Raw genomic sequence first — 16,845 nt, forward strand, 5'->3', positions numbered from 1 at the left:
ACAAAATGTGATGAACGTCATGGCATATGCAAGCCACGGCGTCTGCTAAAATTGTAAATACTTTTCTTTATTAACTGGATCCGACATAATGAAATAGTGAATAAAAGAGGACATTATGAAAACCGTTGATAAGATTTTGCAGTCGATCAAACGTGATGGTGCGGTGACAGCAAAACAATTAGCAGAAGAATTTAACATGACCACGATGGGCGCTCGTCAGCATCTTCAGGCTCTGGAAGATGATGGCGTGCTTGCATTTCATGATGTCAAAGTCAAAGTCGGTAGACCGACTCGACATTGGTCCCTCACCCAAAAAGGTCACGCTCAATTTGCTGATCGCCATGGTGAATTAACTATTCAGATGATCGATGCCGTAGAGTCCGTTTTCGGACAAGACGGAATCGCCAAAGTCACAGCAGAACGAGAAAGCAAAACCATTGAACACTACCAACACGCGCTGTCTGACTGTCATCTTTTAGAACAAAAACTAGCGGCATTAGTCACCCTACGTGAACAAGAAGGGTATATGGCTGAACTGCATCATATCGAAGATGGCTATTTGTTGGTTGAGAATCATTGCCCGATTTGTAAAGCAGCGACTCGCTGCCCAAGCTTATGCCAATCTGAGCTCAACGTGTTTCAATCCTTACTCGGCGAGCAATGCACAGTTGAACGCCAAGAGCATATTGTACTTGGGCAACGACGCTGCACTTATAAGATTCAAGAGAAGTAACCACTCACACCCAGCCATCATTTCTGGCCAGCTAGTCGCCCACTGAGCATATTGCAACTTTCCTTGCGTAAGAAAATGACATCGCTCCCTAATTCAGTCTTACTTTTGAGATTGTATAAATCCTCACCAATAAAGTTTGGTAACTGGAGTATGCTTGATAATAGTTGACCAATTTGTTTGGTCATTTATTCGCTTAGCAATTTGTGTGTTTTTGAGTAAGGAAAGCTCCATGCGTCAAGCCAGCCCTGATCAGCAGTTACCACCATTTGATGAATTGGTAGAACTGGCCGAGAAAAACCCCGCCGCCTTTGAGCAATTTAAACGTGATATGTGTGAAGAGATGATTTTGTCAGCATCCACTGCGATGCGTGATAGGTTATGGGCTCAGCAAAGCCATATTGATTTGGTAGTAAAGAAATGCAAAAACCCAAATCAAGCGAACGTCCTTTTGATGACTGAATTGACTCAGCAGATGTCTAAATTCCAAAGTGCGTTAGAAGGAGAAATCAGCCCATCCCACCCAGACAGTCGCCAAGACAACATTATTCCGTTTCCGCAATCACAATGGCGTTAACTACGGCCTTAAAAACTCTGGAATCAAAAGATATGATTAGGGAGCCATCTGCTCCCAGTCGACTTACGCTTGACCACGCAGAGAGATCTCTCCGCCAATAAAGGCCTCGATGCCCTGTTCGGTTTCCAGCAATACCGCACCTTGCTCATTAATTCCGCGTTCAATACCTTCGATTTCTCGATTCCCCATGATCAACTTCACTTTGCGACCGAGGTAGTTGTCTAGCGGGTTCCAACGTTCGACAAAGTGAGACATACCATGCAGCTCATAATCATCAAGGGCTTGATGAATCGCGTTAACCAGTTCAACCGCCAGTAAATTACGGTCGAAGTTTTGTTCACCAAGGATCTCGCCAATGGAGGTCCATGGCTGGGTGATCCCCGCCGTTTGCTCAGCCATACGTAGGTTTATCCCCATACCAATGACTAAATTTGCCGCGCCGCCAGCTTGGCCCGACATTTCAACTAAAATGCCTGCTAACTTGCGGTCTTGATAATACAAGTCATTCGGCCATTTCAGTTTGACGCCTTGAATGCCAAACGCTTGAAGCGCTTCAACAATTGCCACGCCGACAACAATGCTCAAGCCCATTGCCGCCGCCATACCTGCATCTAAACGCCAAAATACCGATAGGTACAAATTAGAACCAAATGGCGAAATCCATTCACGGCCACGACGCCCCCGCCCTTTCCCTTGATATTCAGCAATGCAGACCGTTCCCGATTCAAGTTGCTCCGTTCGCTCTAAGAGATACTGGTTAGTCGAATCAATAATCGGGATCAATTCAAGCGGCTTGTGCGTTTTTGCTTTGAGGATGCTTTCATCGAGCAACTGCATTGGCGCCGCCAGTTGATAGCCTTTGCCCTGTATTCGAAAGATATCCACGCCCCATTGCTGAATGCCTTTAATGTGCTTACTGATGGCCGCGCGAGAAACACCAAACTCCTGGCCTAGCTCCTCTCCCGAATGGAAACCACCCGCGGATAACTGTTTGAGGATGGCCAATTTCACTTTATGTTCTTTCATGCTTGTCTTTCCACCAGCTGATCCAAATAGGTTTCGTCGGTAGCGCCGATAAAACGCACTTCATGCTCCAAATGAATTTGATACGTTTCCCACACGGTGTCTCTAACTTTCGCTGCCAGTTGAATCACATCATTGGCACTGGCCTTAGCCACATTCACAATCACTAACGCTTGATTGGGATGAATCTGAGCACCGCCGAGCTTAAAGCCTTTCAATCCACAGTGGTCGATCAACCAACCCGCAGCAACCTTCACACCGCCTTCCACCGAGAACCCGACTATGTCTGGAAAACGCGGCTTCAGGGCCTGAAACTGTTGCTCGCTAATTACTGGGTTTTTAAAAAAGCTTCCCGCATTCCCTTGCCGCTCTGGGTCGGGCAATTTCTCACGCCTCACAGAACACACTTGGTCAAAAATCATATTGGCGGTGAGAGCGCGTTGAGGCAACGCTTTGAGCGGCCCGTATTCAGCCTTTGGCTGCCACTGCTTATCAAGCTTAATGCCGACCGCAGTAATCATCACTTGTTGATACAGCTGATGTTTGAAGATGGAATCTCGATAGCCAAACAGACATTGCTCGCGAGTTAAACGCTGAGTTTGAAAGGTGGTTAAATCAAGAAACTCAACGTATTCGCAAACGTCTTTAAATTCCATACCATAGGCACCGATATTTTGAATCGGTGCAGAACCCGCACAGCCAGGGATTAACGCGAGGTTCTCTAAACCGCTAAACCCTTGTTCCAAGCTCCACGCCACCAATGACGGCCAATCTTCTCCCGCTTGAACATGAAGATGCCAAGCATCCGTAGACTCAGTCACCGTTTTCCCGAGCAGTTGGTTCACTAACACTACACCTTGATAGGGTTGAGTAAACAGCATATTGCTGCCTTTACCAAGAATGAGTTTGGGCAGGGTTTGCCACTCACGATGCTGATAGACATCAATAATGTCTTGAACACTTTGAACGTGAACTAAATGCTGACACGTTTGGTCAATACCAAACGTGTGATAAGCGGATAAATTGGCTTGAGTTTGTGATTGCATCGTCTTGGCTAATGTCATGAAACTGTGGCTTATTCTACAGGATAGCCAAAGCTGCGAACAACATACGCGTGTCAGAGAAACCGGCTATCGACTCAATATCACATCACAAAGCGTCGTTTTAGGGCTGAAAAACACGGCAAGACACTTTATTATCGCCTGCCTGCACCCGTATGAAGGTGTGGTTCGTTCATTTCAATAAGGAAAATACGATGCCAACGCTTACCATTTCTCGTTTAGACCCGATTAAAATGCCGTTGGTTACGCGTTTTTATAAATCTAATTACCCATCGACCAAAGCCAAGCGAGATGAGTTAACCTATGTTGGCTACCATCAGCAGCAACTCGTTAGCGTTGTACGTTTTCGAACAGTCGACACATTTCGGCTGTTAACCGGCATGGTGACCGCAGAATCATCTCGAGGGCAGGGCTTTGCTCATCAATTAATGACCTATTGTCAAAACCAAGTATTAACCACAACCGACTACTGTTTTGCGTATGCCCATTTGAGCAACTTCTATGCCCAGTATGGATTTAAAGCCATAGAAGTCGACCAATTGCCCAATTCGTTAAAAAATTTGTTTCTCCGCTATACAAATAGCGGTAAAAATTTGATTCCGATGCATTACTTGATCGACACTCACTGAATTGATGGGGATTTCTGGTAATCGTCAAATGAGATTTGATACTATGCGGAGTCTGCAATTTTGCACACAGTTAAGGTATACCATCGCACATGATAAGCAATAGGAACTTATTCAATCAGCTACCAACCATTGCCCAAGATCCTGCTCAGTTTGAGACGCTATTTACCGCGCGTGATTTTAGAGAGCGTTTGATCAAAGCAATTCGGGAGGCCAGCAAACGAATCTACCTTGTTGCGCTTTACCTCGAAGACGATGAAGCAGGCCGAGAAATTCTTTCTGAGTTGTACGCCGCGAAGCAGCGTATCCCCGATTTAGAAGTTAAAATTTGCGTTGATTGGCATCGAGCACAGCGCGGCCTCATTGGCTCAGCTCCGGGCGATACCAATGCCACCATGTACCAAGAGTTCGCCGATACGCATCAACACAAAATACCGGTTTATGGTGTGCCCGTACGTGGGCGTGAAGTGTTTGGTGTTTTACACTTAAAAGGCTTTATCATCGATGATAGCGTGATTTATAGCGGCGCAAGCTTGAATAACATCTATCTGAATTATAAAGAGCGTTACCGTTTTGACCGCTACCAAGTGATTGGTAACTCAACGCTGGCCGATAGCATGGCTAACTTTGTCGACCAAGAGATGATTGCCCACCAAGCGGTGCACAATCTCGCGAATGCAGAAAAGCCAAGCACCAAAGACATTAAACTCGATATCCGGCAGTTTAGAACGTTACTGGGTAAAGCGATGTATCAGTTCGACTCTCAGCCTGTGTCTGACCAGCAAGTCGCCCTGACACCGATGGTTGGTGTTGGTAAAAAACGTAATCGACTGAATCAGGGAATTAATCACCTGCTGTCGATTGCGCGTGATGAGATTTTCATCTGCACGCCATATTTTAATTTCCCACGCAGTGTGGCTAAGGAAGTGCGCCGAGCCCTACGTCGCGGCGTAAAAGTCACCATTGTGGTGGGTGATAAAACCGCGAATGATTTTTATATTCCCCCAACTCAGCCGTTTAAAACCATTGGTGGTCTGCCATATTTATATGAGCGCAACTTACGTCAATTTGCCAAAAATAATGAAGCGAATATTGCCAGCCGCAAGCTCTCTATTCACCTTTGGAAGCATAATGACAACAGCTTTCACCTCAAGGGGATTTGGGTCGATAAACGCTACATGCTGCTAACGGGGAATAACCTCAACCCTCGAGCTTGGAAGTTGGATCTTGAAAACGCCATTTTGATTCAAGACCATTATCATCACCTTACTCCGCAGTTTGAGAAAGAAGCGGAGAATATTCTTCAGCACACTCAGCTCATTTGCACCTACAAGCAGCTCGAGAAAGTCGAAAATTACCCTGAACCAGTACAAAAACTGATTCGAAAAATTACCAGAGTAAAAGCAGACCGCGTCCTGAAACAAATTCTATAAACGATAAAGGCCAGCATCATGCTGGCCTTTTTACTCACTCACGACGCTATAAGGCCGTCCCCCTACCAACAAAAAGAGGCGTATTCCTGCCCACAAAAAGATCGTCACCCTGAACTTGATTCAGGGTCTAATCAAACCATCAATCAGATTCTGAATCTACGCTGCGCTACGCTTGTTTAGAATGACGGAATACAGGCACTACTTAGTAACAGAGAACCCTAACTCCGTCAGTTGCGCATAAAGTGAGCCTTTACTCTCTTGCTCTCCATGGATCAGGTGAATCTGCCTTGGTTTGTGTTTAATCCCACTGACAAACCTTATTAAGTCACTTTTATCAGCATGCGCACTATAGCCAGACATCGAGTGAATTTGCGCATTCACTTTTACTGGCTGATCATCTATATCAACTGACCTTGCGCCTTCTTGTAATAGCCTTCCTAACGTCCCTTCGGCTTGGTAACCGGAAAAAATCACATCGGTGCGTTTATCAGGAAGTAGCGCTTGTAAGTAAGCCATCACTCGTCCGCCCTGGCACATGCCAGAAGCCGCAACAATAATGCTTACTTCACCAGTGGATACTAAGCGATTCACTAACTTCTGATGGCTACGGTAATCTTCAACAGTGATGCACTGCTCAAACTCGAATGGATGCCGATGAGCTTCTAATCGAGCTTTGGCTTCACTCCCCCATAACTGCTTAAACCGTTGATAAGAGCGTGTCACTTCTTGCGCCATTGGGGAATCCAAGATAATCGGAATGTCTCCGTCTAATTGAGAGGCATGGATAAGTTGCTCTATATCAAACAGCAATTCTTGGGTTCGGCCAACGCTAAATGCGGGAATAATAATGCTGCCACCATCAACTAACGAGCGCTCTATAATTCGCTGTAAGCGCTGGCTACGTTGAGCAATCGATTCATGCTGTTTATTGCCGTAAGTAGATTCAAGGAAAAGGATATCAGCGCGAGGAGGCGAGATGGGGTCAGGAAGAAGCGGTGTATCACAAGGGCCGAGATCGCCAGAAAATACCACGACCTCATGATTAGGAAGCTCGAACTCAATGAAAGCAGATCCAAGAATATGCCCAGCGGGATTAAATCGAATACGATAGCTTTGCTCAAACTGAGCAAGCGGATGCCAAACTCCATATTCCAAAGGGACGATTAAGCGGCGAATGGTATTTAGCACCTGTTGACGATAAGCCCGCTGCATTCCTAAGTGCAATCGCAGGCCATCATCTAACATTAACGGCATCAACTCGGCTGTTGCAGCAGTGCAATAAATAGGGCCTTTAAAACCCGCTGCAAGCAGCCAAGGAATGCGCCCGATGTGATCAATATGAGCGTGCGTCACCACTAACGCTTGCACTTGGTCGACAGGAAAATCGATATCTAACGGCTTTGCATCACGCCCTTGAAACTGACCACAATCGATTAATAGACTTCCGCCCTCAAGAACCAGTTCGTGGCAAGAACCTGTGACGGTATCCTTACCGCCGTGGTGAATGACTTGCATAGGTTTAATCCGTTAACTTAGAATATGCACACTTTAAAGCCTTCAGCTCTGATTGAGACATCCGAACACAAGTTTTGAGAGTTAGTTAAGGATAATTATGAAAGTCACTAACATAACAAATTACTATTCCCATTGTGAGGCGCTAATTGAAAGTTTTGGTTACCGGAGGTAGTGGATTTATTGGTTCAGCATTAGTACGTTATTTGCTTGACAACACTCCGCATCAGGTTATTAATCTCGATAAGCTCACTTATGCTGCTAACCCTAAAGCTTTATTAGGGTACGAAAAACACCCTAATTACGTTTTTATAAAAGGTGATATCTGTGACCGAGAGCTTCTGGAAACCACTTTTGAAACCCACAAACCGGATTGGGTTGTACATCTCGCAGCAGAAAGTCACGTAGACAAATCTATTTATGCACCTGCAGAATTTATTAATACGAATATTGTTGGCACCTACCATATATTAGAACAATGCTTAGCCTATTGGCATGTACTAAAAAAAAGCAAACAACAGCAATTTCGCTTCTTGCATATTTCAACTGATGAAGTATTTGGCGATTTGTCTCCAGAAGAAAACCCCTTTGACGAATCATCCCCTTATAATCCAAGCAGCCCGTATTCAGCATCAAAAGCTTCAAGCGATCATTTGGTTAGAGCCTGGCATAGAACCTATCAACTCCCTGTACTGATTACCAATTGCTCCAACAATTATGGGCCTTACCAAAATGATGAAAAGCTAATACCAAAAATGATCAAAAATGGAATCGAAGGAAAACCTCTTCCAATCTATGGTAATGGTCAACAGGTCAGAGACTGGTTACATGTCAAAGATCATGCTGAAGCCTTAGTGTGTGTATTAGAGAAAGGAAAAATAGGCGAAACTTATTGTATAGGTGGAAACAGAGAAGTCCGAAATTTAGATTTAGTCCACATAATCTGTAAAAAACTGGATCTATTGATACCAGAAAATGCACCCCATCAAAAACTTATCACCTATGTTAACGACAGAGAAGGACATGATTTTAGATACGCCATCAATACAAATAAAGTAACTCGTCTATCCTGGTACCAGAAACGTGACCTCGATACGACAATCGAAAAGCTTATATTGTTCTATTATAAACATAATGATAGTGAATAACAGATAGTATTATATAATAAAACCGTATCATCTTAATAGCTGAACATCATTCCATTTGGTGCTATCATCAATATTTTAAAACTTACAACATAAACGATCGTGAAGAATATTTTATCAAACTCATATATTGCTCACGGAATTGGTAGTATTTTGTTAGTTGTCGCTTTAGTAGCAACAATGCAATACCCAGCAACCAACATTCCTGTAACAATAGAAAATAGCATCATTTTGGGAGTATTTTCTTACTTAGCCTGTGCTTTGATCTTACCTCAGATAACAAAGCATCTGCTTGTTGAAAGAAAATACTATATATTACCAGTTTTAGTGTCGGTATATGCAATAGCAATTGGATTGATTGTTATGCTTCGGTTTGATTACTCGAGATCAATACTAATACATAGTTTTATTATAACTCTATTTTGGCTATATTTTATTGGATTTATTCGTAAAGGTCATAAAACTTTGAAGCTATCTGCAATCCCTAACTTTGATTATCAGTCGTTAGGGAAACATAAAAATATCGAAATAACACCTATGGCTTCTCTTAATGACATATATTCGATAAAAAGCGGGCTTGTAGTCGACCTCCATAAACCTCTAAAACCTGAGCAGTCAAAATTTGTAGCTGACTGTAGCATCAATAATATCCCAGTGTTTCACTGTGATAGCATTCGAGAAATGGTCGAAGGAAAAGTTCAGACGATACATTTAACAGAGAATGCAATCGGTTCATTACAGCCAAATCCAATCTACTCAAATATAAAACGAGTATGGGAAAGTGCTATGATCGTAGTTAGTTTCCCTATAACTATCCCGATAATGATCGTAACTGCTTTACTAATAAAAATAGAAAATCCAGGCCCAGCTATGTTTATACAACAACGAGTAGGACAGGGTGGGAAGGTTTTCAATATTTATAAATTTAGAAGTATGACAGTAAGATCTAAAGGTGCAGAGTCAAAATTTGCAACAGAAGAACAATCTCGTGTAACACGTGTAGGAAAAATAATAAGAAAGGTAAGAATCGATGAGCTCCCTCAATTTTTTAATGTTCTAAAAGGTGAAATGTCATTAATTGGTCCTAGACCAGAACAAGAAAGCTTTGTTAAACAATTTGAGCAAGAAATCCCGTTTTACGGTTATCGACATATGGTTAAGCCGGGTATCACAGGGTGGGCCCAAACTGTTCAGGGTTATGCTGATGATACCGACTCGACAAGAGAAAAACTTTCTCATGACCTTTACTATATAAAGCATTTTTCATTTTGGTTGGACATGAATATTGTAATCAAAACCATTAGAACAATGCTTACCGGTTTTGGTGCTAGATAGAAAGTCAAATCCTCTTTAATATATTATTTAAAGCATAGGAAATGAAAAAATATATACATTTAAAAAAAGGGATTTCTAAACTTCGATATAATAAACTAAAATGCCAATATGCTGACTTTAACTTATTTGCAGATACACTGTCTCCAGAAACAGTGTATCTGCCTAAAGACTTGGCAATTCCTTTCGATGGGGATATTTTGGTTATATGCAACCACATTAAATAATCCTCATGACCTACATCTTCCTGATAAAATTTACCGAGGGCAGATGCATCGTAAATACCTGTAAGATTCCCAATCTTATTACCACTAAGCATATCTTCGAAACGAACTAAATCATCCGCTACAACTTCATTTAGCTCTTTATCCTCTGGTGTGACACGGATATAAGAGGCATGGCTCACAAAATAGTCAGATGATTCGAGCAAGATCACTTGAGAAGATAGCTTGTCATAATACCACTTATCATCTGCATCCAAAAAACAAATATATTTCCCTTTCGCATGAGAAATACCTGAGTTCCTAGCTCCAGCTACACCCTTACCCAAATTGTTAGTTATTAACTTTATTCTTTCATCAGAAAATGAATTAATAATGGAATTACTACTATCCGAAGAATAGTCATCAACAACAATCAATTCCCAAGTTGCATAATCTTGACGCAACACAGAATCTATTGAATCTCGAATAGTATTTTCAGCATTAAAACAAGGCATAATTACTGAAACTAATGGGAGTTTTTTTTCCATTTTTATCTTTATTTTACCTTTAGTAATTTTAATACTCTCAAAATAATTCGTAATAATTCATTTTTTAATTCTGAGTAAATTGATACCAATTGTCTTTTAAAAAAACTCCCTTTAGAAAAGACACCATAAAATATAACATTATCGTTAAAGTCGAAGTTATCATAAACCTCAACAATAGATAATGGAGAAAAGTTTTTTACTGAAATTCCTTTATTCTTATATAAAATAGATAACCTATCGTGAACATGATGCATTCTGCAATTTTCTATATAACCTGACTTAATTCTCGCAAAGTAGGAACTACTATAATGATTGGGATCATTCTGCTTGCTTTTTGAAGTTGTTTTCCAACCCAAATCAACTCCACAATATTCGATATTTTTAACACCTATAGATAGCGCAATCTGTGACGCTAAGTTTAAAGATGTTCCAGATTTTGTATAATACTCATCAGGATAAATTACTGCGTTTTTTGAATAGAGTTTAGGCTCTTTAAGGCAGTTTATAACAATTATATTCCTAGACAAAATTACCTTTGATTGTGCGGAATCAGACTCTAAGAGATATTTATAGACTTCTTTTGATATAAGAGTGAACTCGGAACGTTCAGAACAAATAAATAAGCTGTTAAACCAATCTTCCCCCCAATTTTTATTTTCTATATTATCTGTAACAAAAATGTAAACTTTTAGGTATAAGTCATTTTGTAAGATAAAACTATCTATCCTGTTCATTCCTATCAATGTTTTCCCAATAAAAAAATCCTTAGGAGTACTCTTCAAGCTAGGACCATTACCTATAATTGTTATATCTTCGAATATTCCAATTATATTTTCCAACTCAGACGGCTTATTTAGTAAAAACATCTAATAACCTCAAAACTTTCAATCTATAATTTAATTTTTTATTACCCAATAATATATAATATCTTAAAGATTGGATTTGTTTATTTATAACTCTAGAAAAACTAATTTTTAATGAATCATTATCACCATGAATATTCCTAATTACTTTTAACGTTAGATACTTTCCTTCATAAAAACCCTGTGCAATCATATTTAATCTTGCATCTAACCATACATCAGAATATTGAGAAGAAAAATTAAAAATATAATCTTTTGATTCCAACAATGCGTTTCTACTAACTAAAATCGACGATGTCGGTTGAATAGTTGGCCATATACCTAGATTACAATTTACATCCCTTTTTAAAAAAACCTCTCGCTCAAATGAGTCTCCTTTATCAATCATTTTTAAAAAGTAAAAATTTTTTTCTTTTTTTGAAACGATATCGAAAAGTGGTCTAATATCTTTAAAATCAAAATAATCATCAACATCAAATGTCCAAATATAATCATAATTTTGAGACTCACTCGTAGATAGCCATCTATGTAGCCCTTCAATCTGACCAAAAGCAGGAAAATCTCTACCTCTATTTATGTTACCTGATATAGAATAAAAAAAGTTTTTTACGTCACTATTCTTTTTAAAATAATCCTTTAATATTTTAATACTATTATCTGTAGAACCATCATCTAAAATAAAAACTGATATATTCATATCATTTTTCAAAGGCTCTAATCGAGACAACATTAAAGATAAATGATTTTCATAATTCCAGTTAAATATTAATATTGCTAGTTTCATTTAATTTTTTCTTCAACTCGCTAACGGTATTAACTTTTGTTATTGGCATTTCACTCATTGGGCTCAAGTTGAAAACATTTATACCTTTAGTCTTAAGCCAATACTCTAGATAGTAAGAAGTACCTTTAGTAAAAAAGAATTCAAACTCATCTACGTTATATGATATTGCATGATCTTCATTATTTTTATCATAGAAATGATAATTTCCTTTAGAGTTCATATCTACACCACAAAGGACAATATTCTTACATTTGAATAACACAGGTAAAAAAATAGCCAATTCAAAAAATATCCCTACTCCCCAAGGTCTAAGAAATCTTTTTGATAACTCATTTTTTTCATATTGATTAGTTAAAAAAAGAGCTGAACTTCTCTTATATGACCTAATAGGGAAATGGATATGACTAAGGCTATTCTTTTGATACTCAGAAACACTAAACCTATAATTTCCTATTTCGTTAAAAACTGAATTATATCGAACCTCATTGAATAGATGAAAATTAGAAACATTAGAATAAATTTCACCAGCTTGCTTTATTGTTATAACTGGATGTTTTTCAAGTAATGATTGAAATTGTTCATCTTTATCAAAGATATTTAAAGATGGCCCACATGAAAGAATAAACCATGTATCCCCTTCCAGCTTTTCTATATTGTGATGACTGATAAATTTTTTATAGTTAAGATAATTCTTAAAAAGATTAGGGCTATTTAATAAGTCAATGTCTAATAATGGAAATTTTGATTGTATCATCTATTTATTATCCTATCTAAGTATAGTCTGGCTACAGGAGTATTAGTAAAATTTTCCACAGTATACTGTATACTTTTTCCTCTTTTATCCAAATCATATTTAGATAAAGCTTTTTCTATATTTTTTATATTATGTTCGAATGGTAGATAATCTCTATATTTCACTACTCCATATTCATTACAAGTATCTCTCAACCCTCCTAAAGCCGAGGATACAACTAGACTACCACATAACAGCGCTTCTACTTGAAATAGTCCAAATGTTTCCGGTGGAACACAATTAGTTAAACAAGCTGTAACAGATGCATATGTGTACAGATTTCTTAATTCACTAGAAGTTAAATTTCCTAGATAAATCACATCATCTAGAAAAGATTTTGCATAATGATCATCATGTATAGGACCAGCTAAAACACATTTTAAATTTAGCCTCTTCGCTATTTTCACGGCAAGATGTGTTCGCTTATTTTGACATATACGCCCAACACATAACAAATACTCACCTTCTACTAATCTACTTTGTTTAGTCGGAAAAAAATCATCTTTAGATGTAGGGTGAGGAATGACTACTCCTGATTTCAAGTGGATACTTTTATATAACTTTGATGGAAATACCAATTTTTTTCTCATTGCGGTATTTCTATAATGAACAATTTCGTGAAATCTAGCTTTCTTTTTTTCAATAGAAGGGATAAATACTTTTTGCTCAATATGGTTAAGAAATATAATATCATCTTCATTTACATAATTATCTATATAGCTTATTATATTATTAACATAGCTATCTGAATGATATCTGAAATTGTATTTGTTACTTTCTAAATCCCCTGCAGTTATCTTAGATAAATCAATAAGAAAGGGAAATTCATCCTTCACCCTATCATTAGTTTTACATAATACCTTGACATCACAATTTAAATTAATAAAACCTTGAGCTAAGTTAGTTACTACTCTTTCTATTCCTCCATAACTTTCCACTGGTAGTTCAATAAAATCAGGAGCTATAATATAAATCATGCTTGCTAGTTTCCTTTTTTATTATAAATGCCACAGACATCCAGAAAATCATATAGAGTTCATATTTTACCATTCCTGTGACTAAAAACTCACAAAAGAATAAAGGAAAAATAAATAAAAAATATTTAAAGAATATCCTTAAAGGGACAAAGTATAGCATTAGAATAAGTGGTAAAAAATAATAACCTATACTATTAATAAGACCAATAGAACTAATGATATAAAAAAATCCAATTTCTTGACCTAGAGACTTACTTGAACCAATGCCGAAAAATATAATCTCAAACGTATTATTGCTAAATAGATCGTAAAATTCACGAACAGAAGCAACCCTTTGAGCAAAAGAAGAATATTTTGAATAAATTATAGAATCTAAGTTCCCGCTGTGATAAACGTCGTATAGGTGACTATAAATAACTCGTATAGGGGCAAAATTTGTAGACAAATAGCTAAGTAATATTACAAAAGAAATGAGACAGAAAATTTTATAACGATATTCCAACTTTAAAAAAATCAACCATAAAGGAAAGAATATAGCACTTTTAGTGTTAGAAAAAAGTGAAAAAACAGAAAAGATTGTATACTTAAGCCTCCCGATATTAGAGTGCCAATTTATTGTAACAAGTAATATACAACTAAACTGTGTGAATATATAAAAGTGGGAAGTTAATCCTGAGGAACGGCTATATGGCCAGTCTGAATTTAATCCCTGAACACTCCCCCAGAGAAACATAAATATATTTCTCAAAACAGGTAACTGTTGAGAAAAGGCTATGAAAGAGCTTAAGATGTAAAAAATAATCCAATATTTTACGTTAAATTTCTCCTCGCTTTTTAAAATATAAAAAAACACTATAATCCCTGAACAGAATTTAATAAGTGTATATAAATTATCGACCATATAAATATAGCTTCCCGATAGCATTAAACTTATATGAAAGATAATTAATAAAACAACACCTACATTGTTTTTCTTTGAAAACTTTTTCCTTGCAACAAAGAGCATAAGAAAAAATAAAAATCCCGCATGTAAAACAACTTTCAAATTATACACATGGAAACCAAAATGTTGAAAATTTGGAATTAGCAAAAAAATCCAAAAAGAAATTTGAAAATATAGTCTCTTCATTGATTTTCACTACTATATTTTTTTACTACGAGTAAAGATAAAAAGTTTATACAGAAATATATAAAACTAAAAGTACTCAGATAGTAAACATTAAATAAATAAACATATAAAAATAAAGTCGTAATACTTAATCCTTTTCTTATTATGAGTATTCTAGATGACTTCCTATTTATGATAGACCCAGTTTCATAGTATCCAATAAAAATATTCGATAGAGCGTATAAAAATGCAGAAAAAAACATATCTAATGAAGTTTGAGGAAAGATTCCAACAACTCTATTTATATAAAAGGCGCTACCACCTCCAACTAAAACTAATAAAATTTGAAGAGGTAAAATTAGCCTCATTTCTCCCCAGCCATATTTATTTAATACAACCATAATAGTAGAGGTAGGCAGTATCATTAAAGGAATAGAAACAATCATGTAAGATATAACAAAATTAGTTAACGCACCGTCACCTAGACTACTAATAATATTTCTTTCTAAAAATGGCATCGCGCCTAAAATGAATATAGTAAAAAAATACTTATCTGCATGCAGACTTTTTAAAAGATCCTTCTTTTTTTGAATAAAAATTAAAAAAAATAAAATTATTATACTGGAAAATAAATAAATAAAATATATTCGTGATGATAGAAGATCAGCTTTAATAATTGAAAAAACTGTTAATGTCATTATTGCGGCAAAAAATACTTCTATTAAGCATGATAATCTAGAAGAAATATTAATCTTTAGATTTGTAACCAAGCCTTTATATAGTGAATATAATAAAACACCTAAAAATATTCCTAAAAAACCTATAAACCCAGTATTATAATAAGAGATAAAAATAAGGCTCAGCAAAAGAGACAATATAAAAAAAAGAATCAGATTGTAGCTATCATACTGTCTTATACTTTTATTATAAGAACACTCGATTTCCTCCCTCTTAATCGTAGAGTTAGCAAAAACCTCCATAAAACTTGCTACTAGGTAAAAACTATCACTTACCTGAGTATTTGTATAATTAGATATTAGATAATTTCTAAATACACCAAAAACCTTATCAACAAATTTACTTATACCTGTTGAAAGCAATATACTGGTTATATTATTTTTCATTTAAGCCTGAACTAGTTAATTATACATGTAAAAGTTACTGTGCTTATATTTTATATAAGCACAGGATACATTTAACAATTTAAATAGCCAGCTATCTCAGCCAGGGCTTTATGAGTAGCTCTCCGAACCCCTTCCTTAGTGTTACTTCCATTGTGCGTTCCAAAAATACATCTGGGGAACTTACGCAAACGAGAACTTTTACATAGAGGCTCAGATTCAAATACATCTAATCCCGCAGCATAAATTTTTTCACTTTCCAACGCATTTATAAGGGCTGCTTCATCAATTAATGGCCCACGTGCCACATTAATCACTATAGATCCATTTTTCATCATGCCTAAAACATTTTCGTCTAGCATATGATAATTATTTTTATTTAATGAACATGTAAATACTATGAAATCTAGTTCTTGGACTCTATCTGGGTAATTTGCTCGCTCTATAAAACTGTATCCTTTCTTACCGTCAACTGAAGGATCATAGACGACCACATCAACATCAAAGCCTTTTAGTCGTTTAACTAAATTTTCGCCAATATCTCCAAACCCAACAACTCCAACGCATTTCCCACTAACACTAATACCTGCAGGCTTAGGCCATGTGTGATTATTACGTATTTCACGATCGATATAGTGAGTCTGTCTTGCTAAGCCCAGCAAAAAGGACATCGCAACATCTGCAACTTCCCCACCAAACATGTTTGGTGTATTGGTGATGGGAATATTAAGGTCTTTACATGCAGAGAAGTCTACATTGTCAGTCCCTATACCCCACTTCACCGCAGCCTTTAGTTTACCAGACTTTCCAGCTTCAAATACTTCTCGAGTCGCTGGATCATCGCCTATAATCCAACCTTCATACTTCGGTACAAGTGCTACTAACTCATCAACTGATAACACTTGGGTTGTTTCTGCGGGTATTAATTCAATACCAAGTTTTTTAGCTGGTTCGAAAAATTCATCAATCATTCCCAGCATTGGGGGGCATGTAACTAATACTTTCATTT

17 protein-coding genes are annotated in these 16,845 nt (G+C 37.3%); 7 read left to right on the forward strand and 10 right to left on the reverse strand.

Annotation, left to right across the window (positions count from 1 at the left end):
• The first annotated feature begins 115 nt into the window (after positions 1-115).
• Together M1D72_RS20885 and M1D72_RS20890 are read left to right on the forward strand one after the other, a co-directional pair.
• Positions 116-733 carry a helix-turn-helix transcriptional regulator gene (locus M1D72_RS20885; protein WP_456296396.1) on the forward strand — a complete coding sequence of 206 codons (618 nt, stop codon included), beginning with the start codon at positions 116-118 and terminating at the stop codon, positions 731-733.
• 229 nt (positions 734-962) lie between these two features.
• The gene (locus M1D72_RS20890; protein WP_390194532.1) at positions 963-1,307 is read left to right on the forward strand and encodes a DUF3135 domain-containing protein; all 345 of its coding nucleotides are present in this window, start codon (positions 963-965) and stop codon (positions 1,305-1,307) included.
• A gap of 63 nt (positions 1,308-1,370) precedes the next feature.
• Here M1D72_RS20890 and birA read toward each other — a convergent pair whose 3' ends face one another.
• Together birA and murB are read right to left on the reverse strand one after the other, a co-directional pair.
• Positions 1,371-2,333: a bifunctional biotin--[acetyl-CoA-carboxylase] ligase/biotin operon repressor BirA gene (gene birA, locus M1D72_RS20895; protein WP_456296397.1), complete on the reverse strand. Its 963-nt coding sequence runs from the start codon at positions 2,331-2,333 to the stop codon at positions 1,371-1,373.
• Positions 2,330-3,376 (reverse strand): UDP-N-acetylmuramate dehydrogenase, encoded by a 1,047-nt coding sequence (gene murB / locus M1D72_RS20900; protein WP_456297441.1) that lies wholly within the window; start codon positions 3,374-3,376, stop codon positions 2,330-2,332. Before murB ends, birA begins: the two co-directional genes overlap by 4 nt.
• A 16-nt stretch (positions 3,377-3,392) precedes the next feature.
• On the opposite strand from murB, the gene M1D72_RS20905 reads away from it, so the two are divergent.
• The 3 genes from M1D72_RS20905 to pssA all read left to right on the forward strand — a co-directional run bounded on the left by M1D72_RS20905 (position 3,393) and on the right by pssA (position 5,450).
• The gene (locus tag M1D72_RS20905) at positions 3,393-3,575 is read left to right on the forward strand and encodes a hypothetical protein (protein ID WP_390194530.1); all 183 of its coding nucleotides are present in this window, start codon (positions 3,393-3,395) and stop codon (positions 3,573-3,575) included.
• Positions 3,576-3,585: 10 nt separating this feature from the next.
• Positions 3,586-4,020 carry a GNAT family N-acetyltransferase gene (locus M1D72_RS20910; protein ID WP_456296398.1) on the forward strand — a complete coding sequence of 145 codons (435 nt, stop codon included), beginning with the start codon at positions 3,586-3,588 and terminating at the stop codon, positions 4,018-4,020.
• Between the two features lie 89 nt (positions 4,021-4,109).
• Positions 4,110-5,450 carry a CDP-diacylglycerol--serine O-phosphatidyltransferase gene (gene pssA / locus M1D72_RS20915; RefSeq protein ID WP_456296399.1) on the forward strand — a complete coding sequence of 447 codons (1,341 nt, stop codon included), beginning with the start codon at positions 4,110-4,112 and terminating at the stop codon, positions 5,448-5,450.
• 198 nt (positions 5,451-5,648) lie between these two features.
• Here pssA and M1D72_RS20920 read toward each other — a convergent pair whose 3' ends face one another.
• Positions 5,649-6,965, reverse strand: a complete 1,317-nt coding sequence (locus tag M1D72_RS20920) for an MBL fold metallo-hydrolase RNA specificity domain-containing protein (RefSeq protein ID WP_456296400.1) — start codon at positions 6,963-6,965, stop codon at positions 5,649-5,651.
• A 146-nt stretch (positions 6,966-7,111) separates the two neighbouring features.
• On the opposite strand from M1D72_RS20920, the gene rfbB reads away from it, so the two are divergent.
• A complete protein-coding gene (gene rfbB / locus M1D72_RS20925; RefSeq protein ID WP_456296401.1) occupies positions 7,112-8,110 on the forward strand; it encodes a dTDP-glucose 4,6-dehydratase in 999 nt (332 codons plus the stop codon).
• A 99-nt stretch (positions 8,111-8,209) separates the two neighbouring features.
• Entirely contained in the window at positions 8,210-9,442 is a 1,233-nt protein-coding gene (locus M1D72_RS20930) for an exopolysaccharide biosynthesis polyprenyl glycosylphosphotransferase (protein WP_456296402.1), read from the forward strand.
• A gap of 4 nt (positions 9,443-9,446) precedes the next feature.
• On the opposite strand, the gene M1D72_RS20935 is transcribed toward M1D72_RS20930, so the two are convergent.
• The 7 genes from M1D72_RS20935 to M1D72_RS20965 all read right to left on the reverse strand — a co-directional run bounded on the left by M1D72_RS20935 (position 9,447) and on the right by M1D72_RS20965 (position 16,843).
• Complete coding sequence (locus M1D72_RS20935; RefSeq protein WP_456296403.1) at positions 9,447-10,190, reverse strand: glycosyltransferase family 2 protein; 744 nt, start codon at positions 10,188-10,190, stop codon at positions 9,447-9,449.
• 8 nt (positions 10,191-10,198) lie between these two features.
• Complete coding sequence (locus tag M1D72_RS20940) at positions 10,199-11,056, reverse strand: hypothetical protein (protein WP_456296404.1); 858 nt, start codon at positions 11,054-11,056, stop codon at positions 10,199-10,201.
• The gene (locus M1D72_RS20945) at positions 11,040-11,837 is read right to left on the reverse strand and encodes a glycosyltransferase (RefSeq protein WP_456296405.1); all 798 of its coding nucleotides are present in this window, start codon (positions 11,835-11,837) and stop codon (positions 11,040-11,042) included. The genes M1D72_RS20940 and M1D72_RS20945 overlap by 17 nt, the downstream gene beginning before the upstream one ends.
• On the reverse strand, positions 11,812-12,591 hold the full coding sequence (locus M1D72_RS20950; protein ID WP_456296406.1) for a hypothetical protein: 780 nt from the start codon (positions 12,589-12,591) through the stop codon (positions 11,812-11,814). The genes M1D72_RS20945 and M1D72_RS20950 overlap by 26 nt, the downstream gene beginning before the upstream one ends.
• Positions 12,588-13,607: a glycosyltransferase gene (locus M1D72_RS20955; protein WP_456296407.1), complete on the reverse strand. Its 1,020-nt coding sequence runs from the start codon at positions 13,605-13,607 to the stop codon at positions 12,588-12,590. The genes M1D72_RS20950 and M1D72_RS20955 overlap by 4 nt, the downstream gene beginning before the upstream one ends.
• Positions 13,608-14,732: 1,125 nt before the next feature.
• Positions 14,733-15,839, reverse strand: a complete 1,107-nt coding sequence (locus M1D72_RS20960; RefSeq protein WP_456296408.1) for a hypothetical protein — start codon at positions 15,837-15,839, stop codon at positions 14,733-14,735.
• Positions 15,840-15,910: 71 nt separating this feature from the next.
• Positions 15,911-16,843 (reverse strand): phosphoglycerate dehydrogenase, encoded by a 933-nt coding sequence (locus M1D72_RS20965; RefSeq protein WP_456296409.1) that lies wholly within the window; start codon positions 16,841-16,843, stop codon positions 15,911-15,913.
• Between the last annotated feature and the right edge of the window lie 2 nt (positions 16,844-16,845).

Source organism: Vibrio sp. AK197 (genome assembly GCF_053903115.1).

What these genes read in the sequence shown, in the direction of transcription:
- M1D72_RS20885 (WP_456296396.1), top strand. Translation starts at nt 116, where the DNA reads ATGAAAACCGTTGATAAGATTTTGCAGTCGATCAAACGTGATGGTGCG.
- M1D72_RS20890 (WP_390194532.1), top strand. Translation starts at nt 963, where the DNA reads ATGCGTCAAGCCAGCCCTGATCAGCAGTTACCACCATTTGATGAATTG.
- birA (WP_456296397.1), bottom strand. Translation starts at nt 2,333, where the DNA reads ATGAAAGAACATAAAGTGAAATTGGCCATCCTCAAACAGTTATCCGCG.
- murB (WP_456297441.1), bottom strand. Translation starts at nt 3,376, where the DNA reads ATGCAATCACAAACTCAAGCCAATTTATCCGCTTATCACACGTTTGGT.
- M1D72_RS20905 (WP_390194530.1), top strand. Translation starts at nt 3,393, where the DNA reads ATGAAACTGTGGCTTATTCTACAGGATAGCCAAAGCTGCGAACAACAT.
- M1D72_RS20910 (WP_456296398.1), top strand. Translation starts at nt 3,586, where the DNA reads ATGCCAACGCTTACCATTTCTCGTTTAGACCCGATTAAAATGCCGTTG.
- pssA (WP_456296399.1), top strand. Translation starts at nt 4,110, where the DNA reads ATGATAAGCAATAGGAACTTATTCAATCAGCTACCAACCATTGCCCAA.
- M1D72_RS20920 (WP_456296400.1), bottom strand. Translation starts at nt 6,965, where the DNA reads ATGCAAGTCATTCACCACGGCGGTAAGGATACCGTCACAGGTTCTTGC.
- M1D72_RS20935 (WP_456296403.1), bottom strand. Translation starts at nt 10,190, where the DNA reads ATGGAAAAAAAACTCCCATTAGTTTCAGTAATTATGCCTTGTTTTAAT.
- M1D72_RS20940 (WP_456296404.1), bottom strand. Translation starts at nt 11,056, where the DNA reads ATGTTTTTACTAAATAAGCCGTCTGAGTTGGAAAATATAATTGGAATA.
- M1D72_RS20945 (WP_456296405.1), bottom strand. Translation starts at nt 11,837, where the DNA reads ATGAAACTAGCAATATTAATATTTAACTGGAATTATGAAAATCATTTA.
- M1D72_RS20950 (WP_456296406.1), bottom strand. Translation starts at nt 12,591, where the DNA reads ATGATACAATCAAAATTTCCATTATTAGACATTGACTTATTAAATAGC.
- M1D72_RS20955 (WP_456296407.1), bottom strand. Translation starts at nt 13,607, where the DNA reads ATGATTTATATTATAGCTCCTGATTTTATTGAACTACCAGTGGAAAGT.
- M1D72_RS20960 (WP_456296408.1), bottom strand. Translation starts at nt 15,839, where the DNA reads ATGAAAAATAATATAACCAGTATATTGCTTTCAACAGGTATAAGTAAA.
- M1D72_RS20965 (WP_456296409.1), bottom strand. Translation starts at nt 16,843, where the DNA reads ATGAAAGTATTAGTTACATGCCCCCCAATGCTGGGAATGATTGATGAA.